Here is a 12,484-nt window from a genome sequence, read left to right on the forward strand (position 1 = left end):
TAATTAGAGTATATTTTCATCAGCAAAACTAAAATATGCTTTTTCGGTTACAATTATATGATCTAAGACTTTTATATCTAAACTTAAAGCTGCTACTTTTAGTTTTTTTGTAATATCTATATCGGCTTGACTAGCTTTTAACGTCCCTGAAGGATGATTATGACATAATATTAAAGCAGTAGCTCCGACCTCTAATGCTTGCTTTAAGACCAAGCGAACATCTACCAAAGTACCAGTAATTCCACCCTTACTTAATTGCTGTTTTTGCAAAATTTTATTTGAATTATTTAAATACAGAATCCAGAATTCTTCATGAGACAATTCTCCCAAAACGGGTTGCATAATATCATAAACATCACGACTGCTAGTTATTTGTTCTAGTTTTACAGCACCTTCTAATTTTCGGCGTCTCCCTAACTCTAATGATGCAGCAATAGTTATGGCTTTTGCTTCTCCAATACCTTTGAAATCCATTAATTGCTTTAATGATACTTTACCCAAGGCATTGAGATTATTATCAACACTTGCTAAAATACGCTTACATAAATCTACAGCACTTTCCTCTCTATTTCCTGAACCAATCAGAATGGCTACAAGTTCAGCGTCACTTAAAGCTGATTTACCTTTATCGCGAAGTTTTTCTCTAGGTTGGTCGTCTTGTGACCAGTTCTTAATAGAAAATGAATTTAAATTTTCTGACATGCTCTAAAGATAAAAAATTGTAAATTTCAATATCAATTAAAATCAAACAAATATGAAATCCTTTTTTGAAGACAATGTTTATGAAGAGATTACAACTCGACTAAACAACATCGACCCGAAATCTCAACCAAAATGGGGTAAGATGAATGCTGGACAAATGCTAAATCATTGTCAGATGCCGCTTAATATAATTTTAGAGAATGAAGATTATGGTGTAAAACCTAACTGGCTTATTAATTTACTATTTAAAAAATCGATGTATAGTGATAAACTTTGGAAGAAAAATATGCCGACAGCACCTGGCTTTAAAATAACCGAAGAGAAAGATTTTGAAGAAGAAAAAACAAAAATCCTAAGGCTTTTATCTGATTTAAACATGCAGCAAAAGCGAAATGATTGGCAACCTCATCCTGCATTTGGAAAACTTACTAAAGACCAATGGGGAAAGATGCAATATAAACACCTTGACCATCACTTAAGACAATTCGGAGTTTAATGAATTATCCTCCAAAAAAACACCAAGATGATGACATCAATCATATGATTGAGGTCATCAAAACTTACCCTTTAGCAACCGTTATTTCAGTTAGTAACAATGAACCTTACATAACGCATTTACCTCTAGTTTATGAAGACAACAAACTTATTGGCCATATTGACATTTATAATCCACAAGCCGAATTATTAAAAGATAATAACGATGTAACTATTATTTTTTCTGGCCCTGAATGTTACATATCACCAAGCATTTATAGTACAACTCAGTTACCAACATGGAATTATATCAAAGTACACCTCAAAGGAAAAGTTAAAGCTATAAAAAGCAAAGCTGCATTGAAACAGTCGTTAATTACAATGACAGAATTTCTGGAAACACCAGACCACAAATATGTTTTAGAGCCAGATAATCCGAGGCTAGATAGAAATTTAGATTATATCGAAATGTTTGAAATTGAAATCACAAATTGGGAAGGGAAATTTAAATTGTCACAAGACAAGAAACCAAGAGATATCAAAGCTGCTAGACAAGAATTGATTAAAACCAATCAAGAAAGCATAAAACAGTTTTTGGATAAAGTGTTTGAATACTAAAAAAGCAACTTATCGTTACTTTTTTAGTATTTTAAATTTAACTCCTTGACGGATAAATACCTTGGAGAGCTATTATATAATTAAGACTCAATGTTGGTAAGGTTTTAGCATCGTCTCCTTTACTAACTGAAGTATTTCCTCTTCGATCTCCTAGCCTGCTAGTCGGAAGCCCTGGTCCTGTTCCTGGAGCGATTGGTGTTCGTCCTCGTAAATCTGGCAAAGCAAATGTTGTACGACCGTCACCTCCGTAAGTTGTTCCTAAGATAGAAAACAAAGCAGAGTTTGATGATATGGACAATAATTGCCCTTCACACAATGCCCATCCTCGTGGTGCAAAATTACCAGCAAATAGTTTTACTTCACCAATCATAGCATCTTGGGCATTCCCTGAAAAACTCATGGACACAAATAACACTGTTATTAATATTAGTTTTTTCATATTGAAAGAATTTAAAGTTAGACTTAAATATACAACTATAATTAGCTACCTAGAAAACCCATTTCATTTAAGAAAACATAACAGTAATTTATTATATTTCTCTGCGACAAAATAGCAGCATTACATAAAGATTAAAAACATCTAATATTATATCTTTGAAAACCATATAAAGTGGAAATTATGCAAGACCAAAACACCCATAAATATATTAAAGCTGTTCTAAAAAATATGCCTTCAGATTGGCTGAATCTAACGACTCACCGATTAGATATTTACAATGAAGCATTAGCAAAAACAGAGTTTAGCACTGAATTTGAGAAATTATATCAATCAAATAATTCAGGTGTAGTAGCGCTAAACAATTTGCCAACAGCATACGATTATATAAGACTTGGGCATCCTTTGTCTTCAATTTTAGAATGGGCAATTGCTAAAGCTTATAGTATAGCATCAAAACAGGTTATTAGTTTTTCTTCTCAAACAATGCCTATTCAAGCCATATTAAGAAAGAATCTGCTGGAAAATAAAAAAACACTAATCACGTATTCAAATGCATTACCACGTGAGTTTAATGATGAGCTTCTTAAAACTGTTTACGGTTATAGTTTTGAACTAAAACAAGTCGAAAGCCCAGAAGCAATAACTGAGTTTGATGGTAGTCTGATTTTTGTTTCTCAAGACCATAGAATTACAACAAAACATTTGAATCCTACTATTGATTTTCAAATAAATCTGTATGAAAATTTAGGGAGTATATTAAGTATCCATAAGCAAGAAAATAGCGATTACGTTTCAGAAATTCAGCATGTAAGGCGACGCGAAAGTATAGCCATGACACCTCATGACACATTAACTGCTTTAAAGCATCTTGTTGAAGGTACAATTATTACAAATCAAGACAGTAATCGTGATAAAAACAAGACTAGTGTTTTAAAAGCTATCCAGACAATTACAGGTACAGACGGAAATCCGTTAGTAGGCTCAAGCGGATTATCCGTGCAATACGCTATCATGATGGGATTAATTGATGATGCGCAACAAAATCATCCGAATAAAGCAATTAAGTTTATTGTCCCTACAAACTGTTATGGCGGTACAAATGACCAAGCAAGACGCGTCGCTGCTTGCAACGAAAATGTTGCTATTGTAGACTTAGAAGTAGATGGCGATAATGATATGGTCAGTAGTCTAAAAACCGTTTTAGACAATATTGCGAAACAAGATGCAATTCCGTACATCATTGCCGAAATACCAACAAATCCAAGAGTTGAAGTCCCAGATTTAGAAGAATTAAAATCTACCTTAACTAAAGAAAGAACAACACTGTCTGGAGCTATTGCTATTGAACCTGTTTTTATTTTAGACCAAACATTTTGTCCAAATATTCAGTTTTTAGCTGAAGGCGAAATACTTTCCACAGGTAAAGCGATATCTTATGCAAGCGGCTCAAAATTCCCTAGTGGCGGAAAATGTACTGCTGGCTATTGCGTTGGAAATTCTAATTCAGAAAGCCTAATGGAAAAAATTGCGATTCACCTATCGATTTGTGATAATGAAGCAACGGATTTTCAATATCAAATGTTAGCCGAGCAAATGCCGTCGATGAATCAACGTATTGTAGACGCTTATAAAAACACACGAGATTTTGTATCTTTTATAGAAGAAAATCTTCCAGATGCTAAAATTAATTTTGTCAGTGAAGAACTAGCAGAGCGAGGATTTACGCCTTCTGTTTTTTCGTTAGACTTACCAACAAAAGGAAATACTGACGAAGAACGAGAAGCTTACAAAAGACAACTAAATCACAAGCTCATTAATTTGATGATTACCAAAATTCCTGAGGAAAGTAAATATTGTGTAAGCTACGGTCAATTAAAAGGGTGTTATTGGACAATACCAGCAACCTCAACACAAGGTACAACTAAAGAAGGGGACAAAGATTACATTGCGCGTGTGGCGCTTTCTGGCAACATGGATTTAGAACGCCATAAAGCCGTATTTAAAGAATTTGTAGCAGATATTTAATATGGATATTATAGATTGGATACAAGATTGGTTTGCGAATAATTGCGACGGCTCTTGGGAAAAGAATGAAATTATACAAATCACCAATATTGATAATCCAGGTTGGGAAGTCGAGATTGATATTTCCAAGACATCTATCGCAAAGCTTGAGGTTAAATGGATACTTAACGAAAATGGCAAACAAGATTGGTACGGCGTAAAAATTGAAAACCAAAAATTTACTGCCGCTGGAGATATTAAAAAATTACCTTTTTTACTAAATCTATTTCGCGAAATGATTGAAAAGGTTGAGCATCAGTAAGACTTGATTTTCTCAATAAAAAAACTGAACTTCGTTATAGACCGATTAAATCATATTAAAAAGTGACTTATATCATTACGGCTAGCAATAATTAAAATCGAATAAAACAATCTATAAAGGTGAATCGAGAAATTATAGATATAAATGACTATACAATCTTATTGGAAGAAGCTTCTTCCAATAACAACTTAATAGATTCATGTTTTTTTGACGAACCTGTAATTGCAATAGCTTTTTATGGCGCTGGTGATGTTGGCCTCAACGTAAAATTTGATGGTCAAACAAAAGAATTCCAGCATACAAAAGGTATGATTCTATCATTTTATGCTGATGATAAAGTGGAGTTTGAACATCACGTTTCTATGCTAAAGCCACTGCAATGTTTGGTAATAGCTACAACTATTAGAAATATAGATAAACTACCTAATGGTGAAGGACAGTTTTTAGAACAATTCTTAAATCAATTAGTACACCCAAAAGATCATTATGTTGAAGGTCCAGTATTTAATATGAGTCCAGAAATGTTTCAGTTAGTAGAGCAATTCTTTAGCAATACTTATGAGGGCAAAATTAAAATGATGTTTTATAAAAGTCATATCACCGCTTTACTTTCTCATTATTTTGGACAATTGGCAAAACAACAAAACACAAAACTTGATAATTCGCAATTAGAAAAAATCAACTTTGCTCAAGAAATTTTGCTATCGGATTTAGAAAACCCACCTTCCTTAACAGAGTTGGCCAACAAAATCGGAACCAATACCAATAAACTTAAAATAGAATTTAAAGCACAATTTGGAGTTCCTGTTTTTAAATACCTACAAAACGAACGCTTAAAGAAAGCCTATAGTTTAATTAAAAACGAACAAAAAACAATTCAAGAGGCTGCTTGGGCTGTAGGATACGATAGTCTTGGCTCTTTCTCTAACGCTTTTGAAAAAAAGTTTGGCTATAGACCCAGCCAGGTATAGAATTCTTTTCGAATAAATCATAATTCTTTTTGAATAAGTGGCTGGAAAACAGCTGCAATAGATTTGTATCATAATTTAAAAACAATAATTATGATTAATAAATTTGTGTTCAGTATTCTAAGTTCCATTTTGATTTGGTTTCTTGGCGTTTGCTCTTTTCTTCTATCCTTTTACATTCCGATAATTGATAATCTAGATTTACAAGCAAACATTGTATTAGCTTTTGCATTAATACCTAGTGCATGTTTAGGTACGTATTTATTCTATAAAAAGAGTTACCTAAAACCTTATGTTTTAGCTATAATTTCCATAGTAGTAATTACAATTCTAGACGCTTGTATCACGGTTCCTATATTCTTAATTCCGATTGAGATTAATCATTTAGAATTTTTTACTGACCCAAAATTTTATGCTATTGCAATTGAACTCTTCCTAATAATAATGTATTTCGGGAATCATCTAACCAATAAAAAAATCAAAGCATGAAAACTATTGTGTTTTTTATAACGGTAATATTGAATGCTCTTTCCACAGGTTTTTTCTTTGCTTGGTCCGTCTCAGTCATCTTAGGAACAAAAAAAGTAGGTAACCTTACCTATATAGAAACCATGCAAAGCATTAATAGAGAAATTTTAAATCCAGTATTCTTTATTGTGTTTTTAGGAAGTTTAATCGCATTAGCATTTACAACTTGTCTTCAGTTTAACAACAAGCCTGTGTTTTGGTTAGTTCTAGCTTCAACAATAATATATCTAATCGGCACTTTTGGAATTACCGCTTTTGGGAATGTTCCCTTAAACAATGAACTAGAAGCATTAAATATTACCAAGCTTAACTTAATAGAGCTGAAGGATTTTAGAACCTATTATGAAAGTGCTTGGAATCAATATCACAGTATAAGAACCATATCAAGTATAGTTTCATTTACCCTATTACTTATATCAATATTTATTAAAAAATCATTTTAAAACAATTCATTATGAAAACAAACATTTTAGTTATCGGAGGAACTGGCAAGACTGGTCGCCGAGTAGTAGAACAATTACAAAATAAAGGTATTGAACCTAGAATAGGTTCAAGAAATGCATCACCAGGCTTTGATTGGGATAATAAAGATACTTGGGTAAAAGCCTTAAATGGTATTAAAAAAATGTATGTCACTTACTATCCTGACTTAGCTGTTCCTGGAGCAAAAGAAGCTATTGAGAGTTTAACATATTTAGCTAAAGAATTAGGTGTTAAAAAAATGGTATTGCTTTCTGGAAAAGGAGAAACCGAAGCAGAAGCTTGTGAAGAAATTGTGATGCATTCTGGTTTGGATTACACCATTGTAAGAGCCTCTTGGTTTAACCAAAACTGGAGTGAAAGTTTCTTTTTAGAACCTATTCTATCAGGAGAAGTAGCATTACCAATGTCTGATGTTTTAATTCCATTTGTAGATGCTAATGATATTGCTGAAGTTGCCGTTACCGTTTTACTTGATGATTCTTATAATGGTGAAATCATTGAGGTAACAGGCCCAGAATTAATCACATTTAAAGATATTATTGACATCATTTCAAAAACGAGCAACAGAAATTTGAACTTTTATAATATTACACTAGAGCAGTATGTAGATGGGATGAAACAAATGCAAATACCAGATGATGTCGTTTGGTTGATTGAGTATTTGTTCAGTCACGTTTTAACCAATCCTAATAATCAAATAGTGGTAAATGATATTGAACGTGTTTTAGGTAGAAAAGCAAAAGCATTTTCAGAATATGCAGAAGAAACTGCCAAGACTGGAGTTTGGAATGAAGCAATAACACAAACCAACTAAACAAAAAATCGAGGCTCTAGATAGTACTTAAAGCTAATTAGAGCCTAAATTATTTGAAATAATAATAAAATGATAGTTCCATGTCCATTAATAAAACCAAAATACTACAAGTCTCTATTAATAGATTTAGCAAATTTTGTAAGACGTCCTATAGATAAATCATCCATAGAAAAAAGTACCGCTCAAAAAATATATGACACTATTGGTCTCTTTTTTATAAAGATAATTTTTAGCATAACAGTTGCGTCACTATTGCAGCTTATCTATGAGCCTGAGAATCTGACATCGGTTAGTATGTCCGATAGATTTGGCCCACTAGCCTTGCTTTTAGTTGGTGGCATTATCCTACCCATATTTGAAGAAATCACTTTTAGATTATCGTTAAAATTTAGTCCAATTAATTTTGCCTTAACCTCTGGAACATTTACCTATTATATAATGACTAAAGCCGTTTATAAAAGTCGATTATCTTTGGTAGATGATACGTTTTGGTACAGAATCATAGTCGCTGTAATTATTTTACTAATTGCTTTTGTATTATCCAATAGAAGTTCTATAAGACAAATCTTGGAGCAATTTTGGAAAAAACATTTTAGACTTATTTATTATGCATCATGTATCAGTTTTGCTTGGCTACATATCTTTAATTTTGAGTTGAATCTAACTAATCTTTTATTACTGCCAATATTAACACTTCCACAATTATTTAGTGCAACCATCGCAGGATACACAAGAGTAGCTTTTGGATTAAAATATCCTGTGTTATTGCATATGATAACCAATACTCTATTTCTATCCTTAACTTTATTACCTCTTGATTGATTTTTTATGGACTTACAATCTTAAAGAGGATGAATTGAAAATGGTTGGCTGTCTAATTAAAAAATACGACCTTCGTTATCAATCGATAAAATCAATTAAAACTGAATTTATCTAGAGATAACGAAATCTCCTAAAGCAGATTTTTCACCTCATTAAAATCCAAGCCACCATAATTTCCAGAGCTCATTAAGAGCAATGCTTTGTTTTCAAAATTCTGTGAGAATAAAAAGTCTTTAAAATCTTGTGGATTGGTGTAGATTATTAAATCGTCTCGCTCAAAAGCATTAGCGATTTGCTCATGAGTGACTTCTTCTAGTTTTTTTATCTCTACCGCATGTGGTGAATAAAACACTACGGCTTTATCTGCTGCGTCTAATGCACCTTTATATTCCTTTAAAAACTCCGCATTAAGGCTACTATAGGTATGTAATTCTAAACATGCCAATAACTCCTTGTCTTTATATTGCTGCTTAACAGCTTCAGTGGTCGCTTTTACTTTACTTGGCGAATGTGCAAAATCTTTATATGCGACAGATGTACTAGATTCGGCTATTTTTTCTAAACGTTTGCTGGCACCTGTAAAGGTAGAAATGGCTTCGTAAAAATCATCTTCATCAATACCCATGTGTTGGCAAATCCATTTGGCACCAGCTAAATTATTGAGGTTGTGAGCTCCAAAAACTTCAATTGGCATTGGTCCTTCTGGTGTGTCTAATAAAGTTTCACCATTTTCTACGGAATATTCTGGTGTTTGGTAAGGTAATTTACGTATTTGATTTTCTGAGGCTTCGACAACACGCTTTACTTCAGCATCTTCTTCGTTATAATTAATACTTCCGCCACGTACAATAGAGTCCACAAAAATGCTAAACTGCTCTACATAGTTTTCATACGTTGGAAACACATTAATATGGTCCCAAGCAATACCACTTATTAAGGCAATATTAGGTTTGTATAAATGAAATTTTGGGCGTCTATCTATTGGCGAACTTAAATACTCATCGCCTTCAAGGACTATAAAATCATTGTGCTCGGTAAGTTTTACCATAACATCAAATCCTTCGAGCTGTGCACCAACCATATAATCCACATCGCGATCATGGTAATGCATCACATGCAAAATCATAGATGTAATAGTCGTTTTTCCATGGCTTCCACCAATAACAACACGTGTTTTATTTTTGGATTGCTCGTATAAAAATTCTGGATAACTGTAAATTTTGAGACCTAATTCTTGCGCTTTTAATAGCTCAGGATTATCGGCTTTGGCATGCATACCCAAAACTATAGCGTCTAAACTTGAAGTGATTTTTTCAGGAAACCAACCGAAACTTTCAGGCAGTAAACCTTTAGCGTCTAACCGCGATTTTGAAGGGTCAAAAATAGTATCGTCACTTCCTGAGACGTTGTATCCTTTGTTATGAAGCGCTAAAGCTAAATTGTGCATTGCTGCACCACCAATGGCGATAAAATGTACATTCATAACGCAAATATAATTTATAGACTTGAGACTGCTGAATATAGACCTTATTAAATATAATCTAAGTATTAAAGCTCTGGATTGACCGCCAAACTATTAAATAACTTTGCTTTGGTATTAAAAAATTTATTCTGAATTTCAATAGCTTTAAGTTGTCCTTCGATAAGTTTTGACTCACGAGAGTTAACTAAGAAAAGAGAACTTTCTCCTAATTGAAATTTGCGTTCTTCTGCTCTAAGCATCAACTGATAATCAGAGACCATCTCGACCGTAATTTCGTTTTGAGTAACATATGAATCCAACTCTTGCTTTAGACCATTAATCTTGTTCTGAAGGTTAACGCGAGTCGCATTAATTTCAAATTCGGTATCACTTAACTTAATCTTAGCCAGTTTCAAATCACCACGCTCTTTTCTTAAAAATAACGGCATACTAACATTTACACCACCTTTATACTCTTGAGTATTGAACGAACGTCCAATATCAGGAGTTTCAGTCAAGAAATTATATTCCAAATCTACACGCGGCAACAACATGTTTGCTTTCAGGCGTCTTTCGACATTTAAACTTTGACGCTTAAAATCTAAAGATTGAATTTTTGGATGCTGATCAATTACCACATCTTGATTTCGTAATTGGTCTAGATTAAATGTTGCATCAACTATTGGCTCTGTCTCTATATCTGGCACAACATTAGGTTGCAACTCTACAGGAATATTATTTTCTAACCACAAAAAAGTCGACAATTCTAATGATGCTTTCATCATTTTAACGCGTGATTGCTCCAAACTCAGCTTTCTACTATTAAAAGCTATACGAGCTTCTGTAGCATCAATTTGAGCATTTTCTCCTAATTCTACGCCACGAACAATACCACGGTAACGCTGCTCTGCATTAACAAGAAAATTTTCGAAGAGCTTTAACTCATTATAAGATTTTAACCATTTGAAATATACTTTTGACGCTTCAAATAATATATTGTTGACATAAATATCTCTATCGGCTTTGGCTTGTTCTCTAAACAATTTGGCTTGTTTAAGGGATGCCATTCTATCATTAATAAGTAAACCTCTTAAAACAGGAACCGAGACTCCTGCAGAATACAAACCATCTTCTGGTACAAAAGCTTCAGGATTTAAAAAATCACCTGTATTTTCTTCAAAAGAGGCTTTCAGCTCCACACCAAACCAAGTTGGTATTTTGAAAGTTCCGTTGAGTTTATCAAAATACTCTGTGCCTTTAAACTTTTTTCGGTCGTAATCGACGTCAATTTTTGGGTCAAATGCACCTCTGGATTTTAATAATTTTGCCTGACTCTCGTCAATGACGAGATTGGCTTGTTTTACAATAGGATGAAATTTCTTGACATAGCCTAAATATTCATCAAACCGCAATACATTAGACAAGCTATCTACTTGCGCAAAACCGAACCATGCAAAAGCAATAAAAATGATTGAAAATATCTTTTTCATCTATTATTTCTTTTTGGCGTTTGCAACCTCTGATGGTTGATAATAATTTGGTGGAAAACCATTGAGCTGTCTCCAAAGCTCAAACCAAATTGGCACATCTTCCAATAATGCCATTGTATATACTCCAGAACCTGGTCGCACCTCTTCTGGCCATGCTGGACTTTCTGGGTCAGGCTTTAATAATATTCTAAACTTTCCGTTCCGTTTGGTAATAAAACGCTCTACAGCTACCACTTCTGCACCGTAAGTTCCGTAAGATACATTTGGCCAACCACTAAATACAATTGCTGGCCAACCGTCGAACTGTACACGGACTTTTTCGCCTTTATGGATTAATGGCAAATCAATAGGATCTATAAAAGTTTCAACGGCTAAGTCTACATTTTTTGGTATGATACCCACAAGTTCTTCTCCTTCTTTAAAAGTCTGACCAATTCCACCTCTTAATGCCGTTTGTATATAACCATCATAAGGTGCTGTTATGTATTGCAAGTCGTTTCTTATGCTGTAATTAGATACCGCATTATCCAGTTTTGTTACTTGTGCTTCTGTATCAAACTGGCTTGATTTCGCAGATAGTTTTTCACTTTCTGCTTTTGAAATTTTATCGACGTACTCTGCCTTAATTTTTGAAATCTCAATTTTTGCATTAATGACTTCGTTTCTACTAGCCAACAACTTAGCTCTTTGAGAAATCTCTTTAGATTTAGTTGATTGGAGCTTTACAGCTTCATCTTCAACTTTTCTTCGGGCAGTAAAACCTTCTTGAAACAATGAGTCTGCTCGCATATACTTTATCTTGGCAATACGCAAATTAGTTTCTGCTGCTTCCAAATCTATACTGTCAGACTCTACTTTAAGAGACGCTTGTAAAATTTTATTTTCTGCAATTTCTAATTTCAAGCTTCGCTCTCTTATTAAAGCACCAATACGTGCATCTTGGGCATCTGCTTTTCCGGCATAAGATTTTACAGCAAAGGCTTTTGCATCCCTTTGTTGCTCTGTTCGTTTTACTAAATCTGGATCAAAGTATTCGCTTTTAACCTCAGCAATTTTCATTATAGTATCACCTTTTTTTATAAAGTCACCTTCTCTAACAAACCACTGCTCAATACTACCCGGAATTGGAGATTGAATTGTTTGTGGACGTTGCTCTGGTGTAAGACTTGTAACACTACCTCTACCCGAAATATTTTGAGTCCAAGGTAGAAATAACACTATGATTCCAATGATAGCAAAAGCTCCCAAAAAACGATTAAAATACTTGTAATAATATGTATGAAAAACGCGCTGACCCGACTTAGAACCTGAAATATCTACAGATTTATGTAACTGATTATTTGATATATTAAGCATGT

General features: G+C 33.6%; 14 protein-coding genes. 9 read left to right on the forward strand and 5 right to left on the reverse strand.

Annotated elements, in window-relative coordinates; all coding sequences use genetic code 11:
- Positions 1-3: 3 nt before the first annotated feature.
- Complete coding sequence (gene radC, locus BTO05_RS05940; protein WP_087491780.1) at positions 4-702, reverse strand: RadC family protein; 699 nt, start codon at positions 700-702, stop codon at positions 4-6.
- A 52-nt stretch (positions 703-754) separates the two neighbouring features.
- Here radC and BTO05_RS05945 point away from each other — a divergent pair, with 52 nt between their 5' ends.
- The gene (locus BTO05_RS05945; RefSeq protein ID WP_087491781.1) at positions 755-1,198 is read left to right on the forward strand and encodes a DUF1569 domain-containing protein; all 444 of its coding nucleotides are present in this window, start codon (positions 755-757) and stop codon (positions 1,196-1,198) included.
- Entirely contained in the window at positions 1,198-1,794 is a 597-nt protein-coding gene (locus tag BTO05_RS05950) for an FMN-binding negative transcriptional regulator (RefSeq protein WP_087491782.1), read from the forward strand. Before BTO05_RS05945 ends, BTO05_RS05950 begins: the two co-directional genes overlap by 1 nt.
- Positions 1,795-1,831: 37 nt before the next feature.
- On the opposite strand, the gene BTO05_RS05955 is transcribed toward BTO05_RS05950, so the two are convergent.
- Complete coding sequence (locus tag BTO05_RS05955; protein ID WP_410529719.1) at positions 1,832-2,233, reverse strand: phage tail protein; 402 nt, start codon at positions 2,231-2,233, stop codon at positions 1,832-1,834.
- A 180-nt stretch (positions 2,234-2,413) separates the two neighbouring features.
- Here BTO05_RS05955 and BTO05_RS05960 point away from each other — a divergent pair, with 180 nt between their 5' ends.
- From BTO05_RS05960 to BTO05_RS05990, 7 genes are all read left to right on the forward strand, one after another.
- Positions 2,414-4,258, forward strand: a complete 1,845-nt coding sequence (locus tag BTO05_RS05960; protein WP_087491783.1) for a PLP-dependent transferase — start codon at positions 2,414-2,416, stop codon at positions 4,256-4,258.
- Between the two features lies 1 nt (position 4,259).
- Positions 4,260-4,559, forward strand: a complete 300-nt coding sequence (locus BTO05_RS05965; RefSeq protein ID WP_087491784.1) for an immunity 53 family protein — start codon at positions 4,260-4,262, stop codon at positions 4,557-4,559.
- 119 nt (positions 4,560-4,678) lie between these two features.
- Positions 4,679-5,530 carry a helix-turn-helix domain-containing protein gene (locus tag BTO05_RS05970; RefSeq protein WP_087491785.1) on the forward strand — a complete coding sequence of 284 codons (852 nt, stop codon included), beginning with the start codon at positions 4,679-4,681 and terminating at the stop codon, positions 5,528-5,530.
- 90 nt (positions 5,531-5,620) lie between these two features.
- Positions 5,621-6,016 (forward strand): hypothetical protein, encoded by a 396-nt coding sequence (locus BTO05_RS05975; RefSeq protein ID WP_087491786.1) that lies wholly within the window; start codon positions 5,621-5,623, stop codon positions 6,014-6,016.
- The gene (locus BTO05_RS05980) at positions 6,013-6,498 is read left to right on the forward strand and encodes a DUF1772 domain-containing protein (protein WP_087491787.1); all 486 of its coding nucleotides are present in this window, start codon (positions 6,013-6,015) and stop codon (positions 6,496-6,498) included. The genes BTO05_RS05975 and BTO05_RS05980 overlap by 4 nt, the downstream gene beginning before the upstream one ends.
- A gap of 11 nt (positions 6,499-6,509) precedes the next feature.
- Entirely contained in the window at positions 6,510-7,352 is an 843-nt protein-coding gene (locus BTO05_RS05985; RefSeq protein ID WP_087491788.1) for an SDR family oxidoreductase, read from the forward strand.
- Positions 7,353-7,421: 69 nt separating this feature from the next.
- On the forward strand, positions 7,422-8,174 hold the full coding sequence (locus BTO05_RS05990) for a hypothetical protein (RefSeq protein ID WP_087491789.1): 753 nt from the start codon (positions 7,422-7,424) through the stop codon (positions 8,172-8,174).
- Between the two features lie 130 nt (positions 8,175-8,304).
- Here the strand turns inward: BTO05_RS05990 and BTO05_RS05995 are convergent, their stop codons facing one another.
- The 3 genes from BTO05_RS05995 to BTO05_RS06005 form a co-directional block, all read right to left on the reverse strand.
- Positions 8,305-9,657, reverse strand: a complete 1,353-nt coding sequence (locus tag BTO05_RS05995) for a UDP-N-acetylmuramate--L-alanine ligase (RefSeq protein ID WP_087491790.1) — start codon at positions 9,655-9,657, stop codon at positions 8,305-8,307.
- A 65-nt stretch (positions 9,658-9,722) separates the two neighbouring features.
- Complete coding sequence (locus BTO05_RS06000; RefSeq protein WP_087491791.1) at positions 9,723-11,126, reverse strand: TolC family protein; 1,404 nt, start codon at positions 11,124-11,126, stop codon at positions 9,723-9,725.
- Positions 11,127-11,129: 3 nt separating this feature from the next.
- Positions 11,130-12,482 carry an HlyD family secretion protein gene (locus BTO05_RS06005; protein ID WP_087491792.1) on the reverse strand — a complete coding sequence of 451 codons (1,353 nt, stop codon included), beginning with the start codon at positions 12,480-12,482 and terminating at the stop codon, positions 11,130-11,132.
- Positions 12,483-12,484: the final 2 nt, after the last annotated feature.

Source organism: Winogradskyella sp. PC-19 (assembly GCF_002163855.1).
Classification (GTDB): Bacteria; Bacteroidota; Bacteroidia; order Flavobacteriales; family Flavobacteriaceae; genus Winogradskyella.

Bases quoted from the DNA above. Each gene is read 5' to 3' on its own strand.
- BTO05_RS05945 (WP_087491781.1), top strand. From the start codon at position 755: ATGAAATCCTTTTTTGAAGACAATGTTTATGAAGAGATTACAACTCGA.
- BTO05_RS05950 (WP_087491782.1), top strand. From the start codon at position 1,198: ATGAATTATCCTCCAAAAAAACACCAAGATGATGACATCAATCATATG.
- BTO05_RS05965 (WP_087491784.1), top strand. From the start codon at position 4,260: ATGGATATTATAGATTGGATACAAGATTGGTTTGCGAATAATTGCGAC.
- BTO05_RS06005 (WP_087491792.1), bottom strand. From the start codon at position 12,482: ATGCTTAATATATCAAATAATCAGTTACATAAATCTGTAGATATTTCA.
- BTO05_RS05975 (WP_087491786.1), top strand. From the start codon at position 5,621: ATGATTAATAAATTTGTGTTCAGTATTCTAAGTTCCATTTTGATTTGG.
- radC (WP_087491780.1), bottom strand. From the start codon at position 702: ATGTCAGAAAATTTAAATTCATTTTCTATTAAGAACTGGTCACAAGAC.
- BTO05_RS05980 (WP_087491787.1), top strand. From the start codon at position 6,013: ATGAAAACTATTGTGTTTTTTATAACGGTAATATTGAATGCTCTTTCC.
- BTO05_RS05990 (WP_087491789.1), top strand. From the start codon at position 7,422: ATGATAGTTCCATGTCCATTAATAAAACCAAAATACTACAAGTCTCTA.
- BTO05_RS05995 (WP_087491790.1), bottom strand. From the start codon at position 9,657: ATGAATGTACATTTTATCGCCATTGGTGGTGCAGCAATGCACAATTTA.
- BTO05_RS05955 (WP_410529719.1), bottom strand. From the start codon at position 2,233: ATGAAAAAACTAATATTAATAACAGTGTTATTTGTGTCCATGAGTTTT.
- BTO05_RS05960 (WP_087491783.1), top strand. From the start codon at position 2,414: ATGCAAGACCAAAACACCCATAAATATATTAAAGCTGTTCTAAAAAAT.
- BTO05_RS06000 (WP_087491791.1), bottom strand. From the start codon at position 11,126: ATGAAAAAGATATTTTCAATCATTTTTATTGCTTTTGCATGGTTCGGT.
- BTO05_RS05985 (WP_087491788.1), top strand. From the start codon at position 6,510: ATGAAAACAAACATTTTAGTTATCGGAGGAACTGGCAAGACTGGTCGC.